Annotated in this window: 13 protein-coding genes; 7 read left to right on the top strand and 6 right to left on the bottom strand. The window is 62.2% G+C overall.

The window, feature by feature from the left end; all coding sequences use genetic code 11:
* Positions 1-37 precede the first annotated feature (37 nt).
* The gene (locus GE027_RS07875) at positions 38-403 is read right to left on the bottom strand and encodes a cold shock domain-containing protein (RefSeq protein ID WP_153556638.1); all 366 of its coding nucleotides are present in this window, start codon (positions 401-403) and stop codon (positions 38-40) included.
* Between the two features lie 89 nt (positions 404-492).
* Positions 493-1,053 (bottom strand): YqgE/AlgH family protein, encoded by a 561-nt coding sequence (locus GE027_RS07870; RefSeq protein ID WP_153556637.1) that lies wholly within the window; start codon positions 1,051-1,053, stop codon positions 493-495.
* 163 nt (positions 1,054-1,216) lie between these two features.
* Between GE027_RS07870 and pdxH the strand changes: the two genes are divergently transcribed.
* Entirely contained in the window at positions 1,217-1,867 is a 651-nt protein-coding gene (gene pdxH, locus GE027_RS07865) for a pyridoxamine 5'-phosphate oxidase (RefSeq protein ID WP_153556636.1), read from the top strand.
* Positions 1,868-2,096: 229 nt separating this feature from the next.
* The gene (locus GE027_RS07860; protein ID WP_153556635.1) at positions 2,097-2,705 is read left to right on the top strand and encodes a carboxypeptidase-like regulatory domain-containing protein; all 609 of its coding nucleotides are present in this window, start codon (positions 2,097-2,099) and stop codon (positions 2,703-2,705) included.
* A gap of 268 nt (positions 2,706-2,973) precedes the next feature.
* Here GE027_RS07860 and GE027_RS07855 read toward each other — a convergent pair whose 3' ends face one another.
* Positions 2,974-5,235, bottom strand: coding sequence for an arylsulfatase (locus GE027_RS07855; protein WP_153556634.1), 2,262 nt, complete (start codon positions 5,233-5,235; stop codon positions 2,974-2,976).
* 304 nt (positions 5,236-5,539) lie between these two features.
* Between GE027_RS07855 and GE027_RS07850 the strand changes: the two genes are divergently transcribed.
* The 3 genes from GE027_RS07850 to GE027_RS07840 all read left to right on the top strand — a co-directional run bounded on the left by GE027_RS07850 (position 5,540) and on the right by GE027_RS07840 (position 10,568).
* Positions 5,540-7,345, top strand: a complete 1,806-nt coding sequence (locus GE027_RS07850) for an L-fucose isomerase (RefSeq protein ID WP_153556633.1) — start codon at positions 5,540-5,542, stop codon at positions 7,343-7,345.
* Positions 7,346-7,737: 392 nt separating this feature from the next.
* A complete protein-coding gene (locus GE027_RS07845) occupies positions 7,738-9,240 on the top strand; it encodes an aldehyde dehydrogenase family protein (protein ID WP_153556632.1) in 1,503 nt (500 codons plus the stop codon).
* A gap of 38 nt (positions 9,241-9,278) precedes the next feature.
* Complete coding sequence (locus GE027_RS07840) at positions 9,279-10,568, top strand: class II aldolase/adducin family protein (RefSeq protein WP_153556631.1); 1,290 nt, start codon at positions 9,279-9,281, stop codon at positions 10,566-10,568.
* A 98-nt stretch (positions 10,569-10,666) separates the two neighbouring features.
* On the opposite strand, the gene GE027_RS07835 is transcribed toward GE027_RS07840, so the two are convergent.
* Together GE027_RS07835 and GE027_RS07830 are read right to left on the bottom strand one after the other, a co-directional pair.
* Positions 10,667-11,107, bottom strand: a complete 441-nt coding sequence (locus GE027_RS07835) for a hypothetical protein (RefSeq protein WP_153556630.1) — start codon at positions 11,105-11,107, stop codon at positions 10,667-10,669.
* A gap of 102 nt (positions 11,108-11,209) precedes the next feature.
* The gene (locus GE027_RS07830; RefSeq protein ID WP_237607378.1) at positions 11,210-12,166 is read right to left on the bottom strand and encodes a DUF1559 domain-containing protein; all 957 of its coding nucleotides are present in this window, start codon (positions 12,164-12,166) and stop codon (positions 11,210-11,212) included.
* Positions 12,167-12,790: 624 nt separating this feature from the next.
* Here GE027_RS07830 and GE027_RS07825 point away from each other — a divergent pair.
* Together GE027_RS07825 and GE027_RS07820 are read left to right on the top strand one after the other, a co-directional pair.
* Entirely contained in the window at positions 12,791-14,419 is a 1,629-nt protein-coding gene (locus GE027_RS07825; protein WP_315852911.1) for a sulfatase family protein, read from the top strand.
* Entirely contained in the window at positions 14,416-15,912 is a 1,497-nt protein-coding gene (locus GE027_RS07820) for a sulfatase family protein (protein WP_153556629.1), read from the top strand. Before GE027_RS07825 ends, GE027_RS07820 begins: the two co-directional genes overlap by 4 nt.
* A gap of 497 nt (positions 15,913-16,409) precedes the next feature.
* Here the strand turns inward: GE027_RS07820 and GE027_RS07815 are convergent, their stop codons facing one another.
* On the bottom strand, positions 16,410-16,694 hold the full coding sequence (locus GE027_RS07815; RefSeq protein ID WP_162006621.1) for a BON domain-containing protein: 285 nt from the start codon (positions 16,692-16,694) through the stop codon (positions 16,410-16,412).
* Positions 16,695-16,853: the final 159 nt, after the last annotated feature.

Genomic DNA, 16,853 nt, shown 5'->3' with positions numbered 1-16,853 from the left:
CCACTGTTCACAGGCTAGAAGCCTATGCCACTGGGGGCTATTCCGCGTCTTTGTTGCGCCAGCTGGGGCGGCGGCGGCGGGCTTTGGGGTGGTGCTTGGCGCGCAAGTGCGGGTCGGTGACGGGATCCAGGGCCGCGCCCTCGGGACGGGTCGTCAACCGCACCACGGTCGCCCGCAGTTTGTTCTCTTTCACCCGGTAAGGCTCGTCGATTTCGAACTCGACGAACAGGTCCACTTCGGGGCGTCGCGGTTTGCTGTCCCAGGCCGTGTGGTGGAAGAAAACGTCTTCACGAAAGTCTTCGGCATCGATGAATCCGAATTTGCCTTCCGCTTGAATGAATTTAATTCGTCCCAAGCGGCGTCGTTGGATGTAAAAAGGTTTTTCGGCGGCAGATTCGGACACAGTCGCAGCTACTCGGCAAAACAGTGATCAATTCCGAAGCTCAGGTCCGGCCAATGGCTCGGCGGGCAACCCGCTTCGGGGAAAACCGCTTAATTTAGCTCAGGGCTCGGAACAGGGCGAGCACCGACCCAACGAGCCAACGTCCGACCCGAAGCATGACGGATCGAGCGGGCCCACATCGCCTCGTCGGGGCTGAAGATGATCTCGGGCGAAGCCGGCGTGACATGCCAGCTGCCCTCGGCGATCTCCGCTTCCAACTGGCCCGACGCCCAGCCCGCGTGACCGACGATCAACCGCATCGGGGCCGCCTGGTGCATCAGTTTTTCCAGATGATCCTTTTGGGCGGCCACGTAGATCCCGCTGGACGTTTCCGATTCGGCCAGGGCCGGCAGGGCATGCAGGGCGACGACCGGTCCGGATAGCGGACCCCCAAAATGAACGGTGCCTTCGGCCGCGGCCGGCACGCGCGAATGCTCGCTTCCCAATAACGAAAGTAACTCCGCCGGCTGCGGATGCAGCGGTCGATTCAACATCAGACCGATCGCTCCGTCATCATCGTGATGCACGACCAAGCACACCGAGCGTGCAAACACTTCGCCATCCAATTCCGTGGAAGCTACCAACAGATTTCCGGTTAGTGATTGAGTCATGGGCCTTTCCAACTGAAGTACCTCGCTTGCGTTCTCGGCCAAACCCGTGGCCAAGTTGACAGTGAAACCAGGACCGACACACTTAGTGGCAAACCCCGGGCCAATTCACAGCGGTCGGGCTAAAATCTTCTCCAAGTCCTTGTAACTCAAACGGTTAGGTGTCATGTCAGACGAATTGGAATCGATGCGCAGGAACTACCAGTTGGGGGGGCTGGACGAGGCCGATGTGTTGCCAGACCCGATCGACCAGTTCCGCCGCTGGTTCGACCAGGCCCGCGAAGCCGACCCGCCGGCGTGGCTGGAGGTCAATGCCGCCACGCTCTCGACGGCCGATCGCAGCGGTCAGGTCAGCAACCGCATCGTCCTGCTCAAGCAGGTCAGCGAGCAGGGTTTCACGTTCTTTACCAATTACCACAGCATCAAAGGACGGCAGTTGGCCGAGAACCCGGTCGCTGCGCTGTGTTGGTTCTGGCCTCATCTGGAACGGCAGATTCGCGTCGACGGCAGCGTCGAAAAAACGTCGCCGCAGCTTTCCGACGAGTACTTCCAGCGACGACCGCGGGAGAGCCAGTTGGGCGCGTCGCTGAGCGCCCAGTCGGCGCCGGTGGCCTCGCGCGAACACCTTCAGCAGCGCTACGACGAATTGGCTCGGCAGTACGAGGGCCAGAGCGTGCCGCGGCCACCGCACTGGGGCGGCTACGTCGTGCACCCGCGGCGGATCGAGTTCTGGCAGGGGCGGCCCAACCGGATTCACGACCGCGTCTGTTATACGCGTGAACAGCAGCAGTGGCGGATCGAGCGGTTAAGTCCGTAAGTCCGACGGGAAAATCCAGCTTTCTGCCGCAATCTGGTGGGGTTTCACTCCCGCTGGCGCCGATAAGGATCACGACCCTGAATATGTCTGCGGGCCGCCGAGCGTTCGGCAACGAGCATTCGGTGAGGTGACATATACCAATCGCGGTAACGTTGGACGCGGAAAGCGGAAACGCGTGCGATTGGTTGCCATAAAAAAATCAACCAACTGAACGCGGAGTTTGACCCTGATGACAAAGAAACTGATCCATTCGGCACTGGCCGTCGCGATGAGCGTCGCTTTGGCCTGCCCTCAAGCCGTCCAAGCCGCGCACGCCAAAGCCATGGTCGTCGACGGTATCCAGGTCAGCACGACCGTTAAAGACCTGGCCATGCATCAGGGCACCATCCACGGTGCTCTGGTCGACGCCAACGGAAAACCGCTGGCCGGCCAGCCCGCTGTGATCGCCCAGCAAGGCAAGACGTTGGCCGTCAAAGCCACCGATGAAGCCGGTCGCTACAGCTTCGAAAACCTGACGCCGGGCGTCTACCAAGTGGCCACCCACGCCGGCATCCAAACCTTTCGCGTCTGGGACGCCACCGAGGCTCCGGCAACTGCCGACAAGGGTATCATCCAAGTGGCCGGTGACGACGTCGTCCGCGGTTCCTGCGGTTGCTCCGATCCCGGCTGCGACGGTGGCGGATGCGACGCCTACGGTGGCGGTCATCACCGCGGTGGCTTCGGCGGCAAGCTGAAGGGCGCCCTGGCCAATCCCAACGTGGCCGTGCTGGGAGCCGCTGCGATCGCCGCCGCGATCGCTATCCCGCTGGCTCTGGACGACGACGACGACGCTTCCTGATCCGCTCGAATTCCAGCGCGATGCAGTGACCAGCAAAAACACACCACCGGAAACGGCGGTGTGTTTTTTTTTGTGGCATAGGCTTCGGTGCCTGTGAACCAGTGGCATAGGCTTCGGTGCCTGTGAACAGTGGCATAGGCTTCCAGCCTGTGAACCAGTGGCATAGGCTTCCAGCCTGTGAACCAGTCTGCTCTCGGCTGGGACAGCCGAGCGACTCTGGGACAGCCGAGCGACTCTGGGACAGCCGAGCGACTCTGGGACAGCCGAGCTACTCTGTGGCGGCGGCTTTCCGCGCGAGGCGGATCTCGACCGATTCGACCGATCCCTGCAGCGTGAAGGGGGCCGCGTAGGGACCGACCGCACCGCGGTTGTCGCGGCCCACCTGCAGTCCGTCCTGGGGCTGCGTTTGCAGCAGCGAATCCACCGTGCCCACGGCCACGGTTCGGTTGTCCACGCAGAGGGTTACCCGGCGGTCGCCATCGATCGAAGCGCTCAGGATGTGTTTTCCACCGACGGGCTGGGAAGAGTCCAGCGGCTGAGAGGACGCGACGGTGGAGCGTTTGCCGCCCGCGGTCACGGTGAACTTCAGCTGGCCGTCCTGGACATACAGCGACCATCCGTGAGCCGAGCCGCCTTGGGCGACGATCACTCCGTCGCCGGCGACCGTGGCCTGAGCCGTCAGAGCGAAGGGACGAGCGGCGACGTAGGGCGCACGATCGGTCGACAGGTCGGCATCGCCGCCCAGTTCGAAGTGACGCTGTGCCTTGTTGTACCGTGCGTTCGGTTGGCGCCGGGGGTTCAGTGGATACACGTTGGCTCGCCGCGCGTAGGCATCCCACATCTGTGCCATCCGCTCGACTCGCTGGGGTTGCTGCTCGGCCAGGTCCCTTTGTTCGCTGCGGTCGCGAGCGATGTTGTACAGCTCCCAATCGCCGCCGGCTCCCTTGGCCACCAATTTCCAATCGCCCATGCGGACGGCTCGATTGCCTTCGTGTTCCCAGTACAGTGCCTCACGCTCGATCGCTTGCCCTTGCAAAACCGGCAGCAGACTTTTGCCTTCCATGGGTTTGATCTCGTTGCCGCCGTGAAAGGTCTGCGGGTACTCCGCGCCGGCGGCATCGACGGCCGTCGCCATCAGGTCGATCAGATGGCTGGGCGTCGATTCCAGCTCGCCCGCTCGGCTCATCTTGGCCGGCCAGTGCATGATCAGGGGCGTGGAGATGCCGCCTTCGTGGACCCAGTGTTTGTATTCACGAAACGGCGTATTGGACACTGTCGCCCAAGCTCGGCCGTAACCGATGTAGGTATCGGCCGGTCCGGCCATCACACCCTTGCCGACTCGCACCGGGTAACCGTCGCGGGTTTGTTTGGGCTGCATGTCGGGTTGCAGGTAGTCGTCGGCCAGGGGCGGCAGGGTAGGCGACTCGGCCCGCTCGGGACCTTCACCGTGCCGGCCGTAGTTTTCGGCGCACCCGCCGTTGTCCTGAAAGAAACACACCAGCGTATTGTCGTGCTGGTCCGTGGCCTTCAAGGCCTGGAGAATCCGTCCGATGCCCTGATCCATGTTGTCGATCATCGCGGCGTAGACTTCCATATTGCGCTTGTCCCACTGCCAGTACTCCTTCTCCTTCCATTCTTCGGGAATCGCTCGATTCTCGGTGCTGTCCGCATCGATCACGCCCAACTGCAGCATGCGGCGGTAGCGGGCGTCGCGGACCGCTTGATAACCGGCGTCGTAGCGACCCTGATACTTGGCCACGTCTTCCGCTTTGGCGTGCATCGGCCAGTGCGCGGCGGTGAAACTGACGTACAGGAAAAACGGCTGGTCGCCGCTGCTGCGTTTGTGGTCCTGGATGAACCGAGCCGCATGATCGGCGATGGCGTCGGTGTAGTAATACGAATCGGTGGGATACTCGGGATCGGCGTAGGGAGAAATAAATTGATTGTCCCGAGTCAGCGTGTTGGGATCGAAGAAGCTGCCCGCACCGTGAATCGTGCCGTAGAAGCGATCGAAGCCGCGCTGCACCGGCCAGTTCTGCTTGTCCTTTTCCTCCACCGGATGCCGCACCTGGGTGACGTGCCACTTGCCGCTGATGTAGGTGCGGTAGCCGGCCGCGCCCAAGACCTCGGCAATCGTCACGGATCGCCGGTTCAATTCGCCGCGGTAACCGTCATGGCCACGGTCGTTCATCATGTGGCCGATACCGGCTTGGTGAGGGTACAGGCCGGTCAGCAAGCTGGCCCGCGTCGGACAGCAGCGCGCCGTGTTGTAGAACTGGGTGAACCGCAGCCCGCCGGCGGCCATCGCATTCAGATTCGGTGTATCGATCTCGCTGCCATAGCAACCGATGTCGGAATAACCCATGTCGTCGGACATGATGTAGATGATGTTCGGACGCGATCGCGGCTCGGCGGCTCCGGCGGACAAGTCGAAAACTTGGCCGAGTAATCCAGCGACAACCGCGCACAACAGCACCGCGACGGTGCGGCGGCAGGGCAGGGCAGGGCAAGGGAAACGGTGGGGGCGCATGGTCTGAGCTCGGTAAGCGGAGGCGGGAAGGCGGGACGAGCGACGCTTATTGTAATAAACTCAGCGGCGGATCGCCGTGTCGCATAGGCTCCAAAGTAGCTCGGCTGTCCCAGAGTAGCTCGGCTGTCCCAGCCGAGAGGGGTGCGATCTACGGTTGGGACAGCCGAGCTACGATCACAGGCACCGAAGCCTATGCCACTGAGTCGCTCGGGCTCCCCAGTCGCCGCAGCAGCTTGTTAAGTTGTACACCGAGAAACCCACTCCGGTTTGCAACGACGATTCTTTCAGACGAGGAAACCTATCGATGAGCTCCGCTTTGGCCGCACCGCATGTTTGGACCGGCAACCTGCCTCGCATCGGCATCCGGCCGACGATCGACGGGCGTCTGGGCGGCGTCCGCGAATCGCTGGAGGATCAGACGATGGGCCTCGCCCGGCGGGTGGCGGACCTGATCGGCAGCCAGTTGCGATACCCCAACGGCGAAAGCGTCCAGGTCGTCATCGCTGAAACCTGCATCGGAGGCGTCGCCGAAGCGGACGCCTGCGAGCAATTATTCCAGCGCGAAAACGTGGGCGTCTCGCTGACCGTCACGCCCTGCTGGTGCTACGGCAGCGAAACCATGGACATGCACCCGGTGCGTCCCAAAGCCGTGTTCGGGTTCAACGGCACCGAGCGGCCCGGGGCGGTGTACCTGGCGGCCGTGCTGGCCGGACACGCCCAAAAGGGCATCCCCGCCTTTGGGATCTACGGCCACGATGTCCAGCCCGCCGGTTCGGATGCGATGCCGGAGGACGTGAGCGAGAAGATCCTGAACTTCGCCCGCTGTGCTCTGGCGACCGCGCTGCTGCAGGGCAAGAGTTACCTTTCGATGGGCGGCACCTCGATGGGGATCGCCGGATCGATGGTCGACTACAGCTTCTGGGAACAGTGGTTGGGGATGCGGGTCGAAGACATCGACATGAGCGAGTTCATCGGGCGGATGAACAAGCAGCAGTACGACCAGGAGGAATACCAGCGGGCCCTGGCCTGGACTCGCCAGCACTGTCCCGAGGGCCAGGACTACAACAGTCCGGAAATGCAGCGTGATCGCGAGCAACTGGACCGGGAGTGGGAGGACTGCGTCAAGATGGCCCTGATCGCTCGCGACCTGATGGTCGGCAATCCTCGGCTGGCCGAGATGGGACTGGGCGAACAAGCTCACGGGCATCGAGCCGCCGCCGCGGGGTTCCAAGGCCAACGCCAATGGACCGATCACTTTCCCAATGGCGACTTCCTCGAAGCCATCCTTAACTCGTCCTTCGACTGGAACGGCAAACGATCCCCGTACATCGTGGCCACCGAGAACGACGCCCTGAACGGCGCGACGATGTTGCTGGGCCACCTGCTGACCGGCTCCGCACAACTCTTTGCCGACCTGCGAACCTACTGGAGCCCCGCGGCGGTCGCCGAGGTCTGCGACGGTTACACCCTCGAAGGCCCGGCCGCCGATGGCCTGCTGCATCTGATCAATTCCGGACCGGCAACCCTGGACGGTACGGGCCAGCAGACCGATGCCGATGGCCAGCCCACGATGAAGCCGTTCTGGGAGATCAGCGACCAGGAGGTCCAGCGTTGTCTCGAGGCCACCACGTGGCACCCGTCGATGACGGAGTACTTTCCCGGCGGCGGGATGAGCACGCGGTTCCGCACTCGCGGCGGCATGCCGGCGACGATGACCCGGATCAATCTGGTCGCCGGACTGGGGCCGGCCCTGCAGATCGCCGAAGGCCACACCGTGGCCCTGCCCGACGAGGTGCACGACGTGCTGGACAACCGCACCAACCCCAGCTGGCCCACGACCTGGTTTGCCCCTCGCGTGACCGGTCGCGGCGCCTTTGCCTCGACCTACGACGTGATGAACCACTGGGGCGCGAACCACTGCGTGATGACGGCCGGTCACGTGGGCCACCTGTTCATCACGCTGGCTTCGATCCTGCGGATTCCGGTGTACATGCACAACGTCGACGAAGCTCGGGTTTTCCGCCCCCACGCCTGGAACGCCTTCGGCACCGAGGATCGCGAAGCCGCCGATTTCCGCGCCTGCCAGAACTTCGGGCCGCTGTACGGTTAGTGGTAGACGAGGCGAAATCTGATGAGCCGTTTTGACGCTAGCCACGGTTCTCCGGTCGCTTATGAGCCGTTTTGGCGCTAGCCACGGTTCTCCCCGGCCTAAGCACGTCGCAACCTTTAATTCGGCATCACTCTCCCTTTGGGAGAGTCGGGCTCTTAGGCCCGGAGAGGGTTTTCGCAGGGCCCTCCCCGGGCCTAAGAGCCCGACGCTCCCGCTGCGCGGGAGGGTGTTGTCGCGGGGTTTCACCGAAAGATTCATGCCGACGTGCCTAGGATCCCCAACGGCTGAACCGGTCACCTCCTCACTCACCCGTCCCGCCCACCACGCCACCGCCGGCCGCGTTAAAATAAAAGTTTTCCCGCCCGCCCCGAGAGATCGATAGAACCGTTCGTATGAGCAATACCATCGCATCGCAGCCCTTGCTGCCGGCTGTCGAGTCGTTTCTGGATCGCCCCGTCCACGGCAGCTTTGTGGCCGGCAAACCATTGGTCTCCGGCAGCGGCGAGACGATCGCCACCCACGATCCGGGTTCGGGCAAGAAACTGGCCGAGGTGAGCGCGCTGACGGCCGAAGAGGTCGACCGCGCCGTCGGCGCTGCGAATGAAGCGTTTGAAAGCAGTGATTGGGCCACCATGCCCGTCAACGAACGGGCGGCCCTGCTGCACCGGCTGGCCGACGCGGTCGAGAAGCAGCGCGACGTGATCGCCCAGATCGAATCGTTGGATGCCGGCAAGGTCCAGGCCCAAGCTCAAGGCGATGTGCAGAATCTGGCCGACACGCTGCGGTACTTTGCCGACATGGCCCAGCACATGAATCCGCGCACCACGCTGGCCGTCAAAGGGCACGAAGCTTGGACGTATCGCAAACCCTGGGGCGCGTGCGGATTTATTTTTCCCTGGAACTTTCCGTTCCTGTTGATCGGCTGGGGGATCTCACCGGCGCTGGCCGCCGGCAACACGGTGGTGATCAAGCCGGCCGAAGACACACCGCTGTCGGCGATCTATCTGGCCGAATTGGCGATCGAAGTCGGGCTGCCCGCCGGCGTGATCAACGTCGTCACCGGCAGCGGCGCCAAGACCGGGGCCGCGCTGTCGGCCAACCCCAACATCCGCCGCATGTCCTTTACCGGTTCGCCGGAAGTCGGACGGATGGTCGCCGAGGCCTGTGGACGCAACCTCGTGCCGGTGAAACTGGAACTGGGCGGCAAAGGTGCCGCGGTGGTGTTCGACGATGTGGACGTTTCCCAAACGGCCGACAAACTGTCCGCGGCGATCACCTTCCACACCGGACAGGTGTGCTGTGACGCCACGCGTTGGCTGGTGCACCGCAAGGTGTACGACCAGTTCGTCGATGCCTGCGTCGAGCGGTTGTCTCAGGTGAAGATCGGGCACCAGTTGGACGAGCAAACCCAGATGGGCCCGGTGGTCAGCGCCAAGCAGCGCGAGCGGGTCCTGGGCTACCTGGACAAAGGACGCCAGCAAGGTGCAACCTGTGTGCTCGAAGGCGGACCGGCCACCGTCGAAGGCTATCAGGGACATTTTGTGAAACCGGCCCTGATGGCAGGCTCGCTGGACAACGTCGCGGCTCAGGAAGAAATCTTCGGGCCGGTCGCGTATCTCGCGCCTTTCGACGATGAAAAGCAAGCGATCCAGATGGCCAACCATACCAGCTATGGATTGGCCAACAGCGTCTGGACCGAGGACCTCAGCCGTGTCGCTCGCGTGGCCGAATCGATGGTGGCCGGCAACAGCTGGATCAACGCCCACAACGTCTTCGTCCACGGCGTCCCCTACGGCGGCATCAAGCAAAGCGGCATGGGCGGCGGCGTTCTCTCGCCGGAAACGCTGATGGATTATTACCGCAGCACGTCGGTCGTCCGTCCTCTGAGCGACTGAGCACCACGTCGGCCGATCGGCACCAGGAACCTACAGCTATGTCCAGCCCGCGAGCGCTGATCCATCCGCGCGATGCGATCATGCAGACGATGAGCCGCATCTATGGTTACCGGATGACGACCACGTCCGGCGGGAACCTGTCGATCCGCGACGAACAAGGTGATATTTGGATTTCGCCTGCCCGCGTCGACAAGGGCAACCTGACCCGCAACGACATCGTCTGCGTTCGCCGTGACGGCACCGTCGATGGTCTGCATCCGCCCTCGTCGGAGTTTCCCTTCCACCGGGCAATCTATGCCGCCCGGCCGGATATCCACGCCATCGTGCATGCCCACCCTGTGGCCCTGGTCGCCTTTAGTATTTGCCAGGCGACGCCGGATACGCGGCTGTTTCATCAGACGCATTCCATCTGTGGTCGGTTGGGCTTTGCACCCTACGCCTGTCCGGGCAGCGAGCGGTTGGGCGCTAGTATCGCCGACACGTTCGCCCAAGGGTGCGACAGCGTCATTCTGGAGAACCACGGCGTGGTCGTCGGCGCGGCCGACCTGCAGAACGCCTTCGAGCGGTTCGAGGCGTTTGAATTCGCCGGCAAGACGTTGATCGCTGCCAAGCAGATCGGCGACGTACAGTATCTGGACGAGCCGCAATTGCGGCAGGCGGCCGAACGCAGCGTGGCGCTGCCAAAATTCACGCCGAGCACTGCCTCGGCAGGTGAACGAGAGCTGCGCCGGCAACTGTGTGCCTTCCTCCGCCGCGGCTGCCGGCAGCGATTATTTATCAGCACCGAAGGTAGCTTTTCCGCTCGGGTGGGCGACGACGCGTTCCTGATCACGCCCACCCAACGAGATCGCGAGAACCTGGCGCTGGAGGATTTGGTGCTGGTCGACCAGGGGCGACGTGAGAGCGGCAAGAAGGCCAGCCGAGCCGTGTTGGCGCATCGTGCCATCTACCAGCGGCATCCTCAGATGCAAGCGATTGTGTTTGCACACCCCGTCCACGCCACCGCGTTCAGCGTGACCGATGTGCCCTTCGATACGCGCACGATCCCCGAGAGCTACGTCTTTCTGCAGGACGTGCACCGCGTGCCCTATGGGGTGCAGTACCAGAGTGACGGCCAGATCGCCGACCATGTGTCGGCAGCCACGCCGGCCGTCTTGCTGCAGAACGACGGCGTGCTGGTGACCGGGTCGAGCGTCCTGGACGCCTTCGATCGCCTGGAAGTGCTCGAGTCGACGGCCGAAGCCGTGATCAATGCCCGAGCCATCGGAGACGTCTCATCGATGTCATCCGAAGTCATCGACGAACTCCGCACCGCCTTCAAGCTCTGATGGTTGTTGTCAGTTGATGGTTGATGGTTGAGCACACCTAACAACCAACAACTAACAACTAACAACTAACAACTAACAACTTACAACTAACAACTAACCTAGCCGGCCAGTTCCTGTGCCGAGGGTGGATCACCGGTCAGCTCGAAATCCAGGCCTTCCTGGTTTTCGGAGATCTCGGCGGTCAGCGGCGTCAGGTGAGCCGCGTTGTACTTGGTGGGCGTGATGGTCTGATAGGTCGTCTGCGTCGGGCTGTCCGGGACGCCCTGGTACAGCGGCTCCTCGCCCACGGCCTTATTACCCAGCACGACCACTTTCTTGCGGCCCGGTGCGACGAACGCCGTGTAGCTGCCGTCTTTGATCACACCGCCACCGGTCGCAGCCACGCCGTCGGCGGCAACAAAGCTGATCGTTCCGTTTTCGATCGGTTCACCATTGACCGTGACCGTACCGGAAACGGTCAATTCATTACGCGTGTCGCCGCAGCCGGTGGCAAGCAAGAGCCCGAGACCAGCGGCTAACAGAGAAGTTTTATGAAGCATGGAAGGTTCCATCAGAGTTACAGAGGGGAAACGCCAGTCGAAAAAATACCCTTGCCCCGGGAGGGCAGGGCTCTCAGGCCCGAAGAGGGCCTGCGGCAAGCGTTAGGGCAACATCTCGCTTTCGCCGCCACGACCCGACAGGGCCGCGGTCCACGCGTTTTGATTCACCGTTTCGGATACAAACCGCACCGAACCATCGCACATGCTCACGATTACGCCGCCCGGGTGGCGGCTGCGAGCCGCGATCTGGTACTCGGTATTGTTGCCGACCACAGCACAAGGGACCGTCCGATATAGGTTGTTGTTCGGATCTGTCGTGCCGGGGCCACAGCGACGGCATTGGTCGGGGCTGCTGGAATTGGGCGTCAGGATCGACATGAACCCGGGACTGCCTTCGTTGTTCAAAATGTCGCCGCGATTGTCCGCCACCGAATTCGGCGTGGCGATAATGATCTCCGAGAAACACGCCGTGTTGGACAAGCCGTCGGTGATATTGGCCATCCGGTAAGCGTGTCCGACACCAAAGGGCGCGCCGGTGAAAATCTGCTGGTCCGCGGCGTTCTGGTGCAGGTGCGTATTGCCCATGTTGGTAACGTAGTTGCCCATCACCCGCCAGTACGGATCGCTTTGGTCTTGGGTGACCGGCCCGACGTCCGAGGGGCAGTTGTAACCGGGAACATCGATGCGATACGTGTCGATGTTGGGGTTCTGGTAGAAGTGCAGGTTGAAGTCGTAGCGGTCGTAAAGGTTCGTCTGTTCGACGTAGGGCCACAGTTCGGTCGGCCACGAGATGCGGCGGTACGTCCGGCCGTTTTCTACCTTGCGGACGTCTGGGTTGGCTGCCACGGGGAAGAATTCCTTGTTGGAATCCGCATAGTTATGTGCGGCCAGCGTCCACTGCTTGAGATTATTGGTGCATTGCATCCGGCGAGCCGCTTCACGGGCCGCTTGGACCGCCGGCAGCAACAGGCCGACCAGCACGCCAATGATGGCGATCACGACCAACAGTTCCACCAGCGTAAAACCACGAGCACGTCGCGGCGATCGAATCATCTTCATATTAAAAACAATATTCCTGTAAAACGTTGCAACAGCGTTAGAACCTTCGCGTGAAGGTTGTCAAAGAAAGCCGAGTGAGCGATGCGATGTATCGCTCACTCGCTGGGTTTAGCTGGTCCGGGGCGATCCGCGAAAGTCAGTTCACTATCACAAACAGGGTCAAAAGGATTTTTTATAGAAAGGACTTGCCAGCCAAAAAAGACAGAGTGTGTGTCAGCTCTAGTCTGTCCTGTGCATTCTAACTAAGGTCGCTGTTAGGAGTAGAGCTTTCGGTGCAAAACCGTGGCAAAGCTCTTGAGAATCAATGTTTATGATGGGGCGTTTATTGATTGTTTTTCATGTTTGCGAAAAGCATCTCGCAGAATGCATGTTTGGGGCCGCTGCCGAGGTGGATGGTCTATCGCCATGAGGGCGGGAAGAGAGTCGCCTTTCGCTCCGCGAAAGTAGCTGGCTGTATCCTCGGCTGCTTTCGCGGAGCGAAAGGCGACACTTGGCAACTTTCGCGGAGCGAAAGGCAGCACCGCACGGCGATATTTGACTCGGCAATCTCTGGCGGGGAAACTGTTGGCTTGATCACCGGCGGCTTCTCGGTCGCTCGATTTGGTTCCTCCAGGGAGATTCGTTTTGCTCGGTATCCTCGATCACTTCACGACCTCTGGCATCGGATCGTGCGCCCCGCGTCGTCGTGAACGCCGCTCGCGGTGGGCTTTGCTGCCAGGGCTGATGCTGGCCGCTCTGGTCGTTTCGCTCTGGATGGGCGCAGACGCATCTGCTGCGTCCGATGCGCCTCCCAACGTCGTGCTGATCTACGTCGACGATTGCGGCTACGGCGACGTCAGCGCACTGAATCCTGAAGCCAAGTTCAACACGCCGAATCTGGATCGTCTGGCTCGCGGGGGCGTGGCGTTCACCCGTGGCTACAGTCCCGATTCGGTGTGCACCCCTTCGCGTTATGGTCTGTTGACGGGACGCTACGCTTGGCGGACGCATCTGAAACGCGGCGTGTTCGGCGCCGAAGCCCCCTGCTTGATCGCCGACGGACGGATGACGCTGGCCAGTTTGCTGAAAAGTCAGGGGTACCGCACCGCCATAGTCGGCAAATGGCACTTGGGCATGGACTTTCCCGGCACGCCGGAAAACCGCGACTGGTCCCAGCCCGTTCGCGACATGCCGCTGGACAAGGGGTTCGATTACTTCTACGGCATTCCCGCCTCGCTGAACTTCGGCATCCTGGCCTGGTTCGAGGGTCGGCACGCCGCCGTGCCGCCAACGCAGTACACGGGCAAGAAACCCAATCCTCGGTACGTCGACTACCGGATCCGGCCGCCGTACCACGAGAGTCGCTTGAACGAGCGCGGCAAATCCAACGGGTTCGAAGTCGCCCCGGACTTCATCGACAACCAGTGCCTGACCCGCTTTACCGACAAAGCCATCGAGTGGATGAAGTCGCACGCGGCACAGTCGGAAGCCGACCAGCCGTTTTTTCTGTACCTGCCGTACACATCGCCGCATTACCCAGTCTGTCCCTTGCCTCGGTTCCACGGCGAGGGCGACGCGGGTGCCTACGGCGAGTTCATGATCGAAACCGATCATCATGTGGGCCGCGTGCTGAAATACCTGCAGCAGGCCGGCTTGGAGGAGAACACGATCGTGATCTTCACCAGCGACAACGGCCCCGAGCGCTCTTGGGAAGGCCGCATCAAGCGGTACGGGCACGACAGCCGGGGCGGATTGCGCGAGGGCAAGCGTTCGGTTTATGAAGGCGGCCATCGCGTGCCCTTGCTGGTCCGCTGGCCCGCCGGCATCGTTGATCCCGGTCGCCGCAGCGACCGCGTGGTCGGCCAAGTCGACGTGTTGGCGACCCTGGCCGATCTGCTGGACGTCTCGCTGCCAGCCGACGCCGGTGAGGACAGTCAGAGCTTTGCCGCCGTGTTGACCGAGCCGGCGGCCGTGGAACCTCGCTTGCCTCTGGTCACCCACGGCAACGGCAGGCGCGACTACCGTTATGCGATCATCGACGGCGACTGGAAACTGGTGATGCGAGACGCCCGCCACGAGGACGAGCTGTACAACTGGTCAAAGGACCGGCAGGAACAAAACAACCTCGCCGCCGCGCATCCCGAAGTCGTCCAGCGGCTGACGCGCGAGCTGACCGAGATCGTCCTGCAAGGCCGAACCACCCCGGGCCCGCCCCAATCCAACGACACCGGACACTGGGAAGACCTCACCTGGATCACCAAGGAAACACCATGAATCGATTGCTGGTACATGTCTTTGCCGTTTGGCTGGCCGCGGGCACTTTGCAGGCTGCCGATCGGCCCAGTGTGGTGTTCATCCTTGCCGATGACATGGGCTACGGGGAGATCGAGGCGCTCAATCCGGATCGCAGCGCGATTCCGACGCCGTCGCTGAATTCGCTTGCCGAGCAGGGCAGGGTGTTTACCGATGCGCATACGACCTCGTCGGTTTGTACGCCGACTCGCTACTCCCTGTTGACCGGCCGGTACAACTGGCGGACGCGACTGCAGCGGGGCGTGATGGTCGGCGATGGCGATCCGTTGATCGCTGCCGACCGCCTGACGCTGGGACATCTGTTCCAGCGACAGGGCTACCACACGGCGACCATCGGCAAGTGGCATCTGAACTACAACTACCAGCGGCCCGATGCGTCCACCGCCAAAGGCAAACGGTCCCGCGATGGGAAAGCTGCACAGAAACGCCGGTTGGCCGCGGCACCGATCGGGACGATCATTCCCGACGGGCCGATGACCCGGGGCTTTGACTCGTTCTACGGTTTTCACCATGCCCGCAGCATGGGCAGTATTGTTCGCGATGACAAAATCGTGGACGAAGTCGACCCGCGAGAGGTCCTGCCGCTGTTGGTCGAAGAAGCGACCCGCTACATCGACGAGCGAGCCGCGGCGAGCAAGAACGGCCAGCCCTTCCTGCTGTACCTTCCGCTCAGCTCGCCGCATACGCCGATCGTTCCAGCCGAGGATTGGCAGGGACGCACCGAGCTGGGCGACTACGGCGATTTCGTCGCGCAAACCGACGGCGCGGTCGGGGCCGTGATCGAGGCTTTGGAGCGGAACGGCCTGGCCGAAGACACGATCCTGTTCTTCGCCGCGGACAACGGCACGTCCAAAGCCGCCGGCATCGATCGATTGCAGCGGCAAGGACACTATCCCAGCGGGGACCTGCGTGGGTCCAAAGCGGACCTATGGGAAGGCGGCCACCGGGTGCCGTTCCTCGTTCGCTGGCCGCAAAGAATCGAAGCCGGCTCGCAGTGCGACCAGTTGATCTGTCTGGTCGACATGATGGCCACCTTCGCCGAGTTCTTCGATGTGGCGCTGCCCGATGATGCGGCCGAGGACAGCATCAGTTTCCTACCCGCGCTACTGAGCCAACCGCAGGCGAAGCCGCGCGAGACCCTGGTCCATCATTCGGTCACGGGCCAGTTCGCGATCCGCCACGACAACTGGAAGCTGCTGCTCGCACCGGGCTCGGGCGGTTGGACGTCGCCCAAGGGCCGCGCGGCGATTCGAGCAGGCTTGCCCGAGATGCAGTTGTATGATTTGGCGGAGGATCTCGGCGAGCAGAAGAATCTGGTTGACGCCCATCCGCAGCGGGCCGAGCGGATGATCGAGCGATTGCAGCAGGTTGTTGCCGAGGGACGCAGCACCCCGGGCCAACCGCAGAAGAACGACGCCGAGATCGATCTCTGGAAGCGACAGTTGTGGAAGTGAGCGGCACCGGCGCTCACAGGCTGGAAGCCTATGCCACTGCTCACAGGCTGGAAGCCTATGCCACTGTTCACAGGCTGGAAGCCTATGCCACGGTTCACAGGCTGGATAGACCCAACGGGCCGGCGGTATGTCAGCCCAGGGCAACGCCCTGGGTTAGGAGCACCGCCGAGAAACCAAGCCCCAACGGGGCGGCCCTAGTCCTTGGTTATGGACAGGGTGTCGGGAGCTCGAGCGGAAGCGGGGTGGCAACCGTTCGATCCTAGGACCGCCCCGTTGGGGCTTTTCAGAGTGGTTTGGGCCGGTCACCCAGGCCGTTGGCCTGGGCTGACGTAGGGTTGCCCCGTTGGGGCGAGGGTGGTTTATACAGGCTCCGCGGCCTATGCCACGGTTCACAGGCTGGAAGCCTATGCCACTGCTCACAGGCTGGAAGCCTATGCCACTGCTCACAGGCTGGAAGCCTATGCCACTGCTCACAGGCTGGAAGCCTATGCCACTGGTTATAGGGCTAGGGTGTCGACGACTTCTAGCTCGTTCTTGATGCGTTTGGCGCCGGCCACGTCGCGGACCAGTTCCTGAGCGGTTTGCTTCAGGAAAAAGGAGGGAATCTGGCCGGTCAACTGTAGGGTGTCCGAGGTGACCGTGCAGTCGACATTCCGCAGCAACGCGTAACTGCTCTGTTGCAGTCGAGCCTGCGCTTGCCGTTGGATCGAAGGTCGCGTCCGGGTGGGAATCAGCGACGAAGATGAAGCAGGCGAGGCCGGAAGGGACGCTGCATATGTCATGAAAGGGGTACCAATGCCAAGAAGGAACGAGACGCAAAATGGACCAGTCAACATCCTGCACCGGCAAGTCTCTCAAGCGGTCTCTTTCTCTGCCCCGCAGGTGTTATCCCGATTGTTGCGCTCTGGCCATAAAAAGGGCAGTCCAAATTTCTGGTTTGT

Source organism: Roseimaritima sediminicola (assembly GCF_009618275.1).
Taxonomy (GTDB): Bacteria; Planctomycetota; Planctomycetia; order Pirellulales; family Pirellulaceae; genus Roseimaritima; species Roseimaritima sediminicola.
This window is presented reverse-complemented; position numbering and strand designations above follow the sequence as displayed.

Excerpts from the sequence above, each read along its gene's own strand:
- GE027_RS07850 (WP_153556633.1), top strand. The coding sequence starts at position 5,540 with ATGAGCTCCGCTTTGGCCGCACCGCATGTTTGGACCGGCAACCTGCCT.
- GE027_RS07860 (WP_153556635.1), top strand. The coding sequence starts at position 2,097 with ATGACAAAGAAACTGATCCATTCGGCACTGGCCGTCGCGATGAGCGTC.
- pdxH (WP_153556636.1), top strand. The coding sequence starts at position 1,217 with ATGTCAGACGAATTGGAATCGATGCGCAGGAACTACCAGTTGGGGGGG.
- GE027_RS07855 (WP_153556634.1), bottom strand. The coding sequence starts at position 5,235 with ATGCGCCCCCACCGTTTCCCTTGCCCTGCCCTGCCCTGCCGCCGCACC.
- GE027_RS07870 (WP_153556637.1), bottom strand. The coding sequence starts at position 1,053 with ATGACTCAATCACTAACCGGAAATCTGTTGGTAGCTTCCACGGAATTG.
- GE027_RS07845 (WP_153556632.1), top strand. The coding sequence starts at position 7,738 with ATGAGCAATACCATCGCATCGCAGCCCTTGCTGCCGGCTGTCGAGTCG.
- GE027_RS07815 (WP_162006621.1), bottom strand. The coding sequence starts at position 16,694 with ATGACATATGCAGCGTCCCTTCCGGCCTCGCCTGCTTCATCTTCGTCG.
- GE027_RS07840 (WP_153556631.1), top strand. The coding sequence starts at position 9,279 with ATGTCCAGCCCGCGAGCGCTGATCCATCCGCGCGATGCGATCATGCAG.
- GE027_RS07820 (WP_153556629.1), top strand. The coding sequence starts at position 14,416 with ATGAATCGATTGCTGGTACATGTCTTTGCCGTTTGGCTGGCCGCGGGC.
- GE027_RS07830 (WP_237607378.1), bottom strand. The coding sequence starts at position 12,166 with ATGAAGATGATTCGATCGCCGCGACGTGCTCGTGGTTTTACGCTGGTG.
- GE027_RS07835 (WP_153556630.1), bottom strand. The coding sequence starts at position 11,107 with ATGCTTCATAAAACTTCTCTGTTAGCCGCTGGTCTCGGGCTCTTGCTT.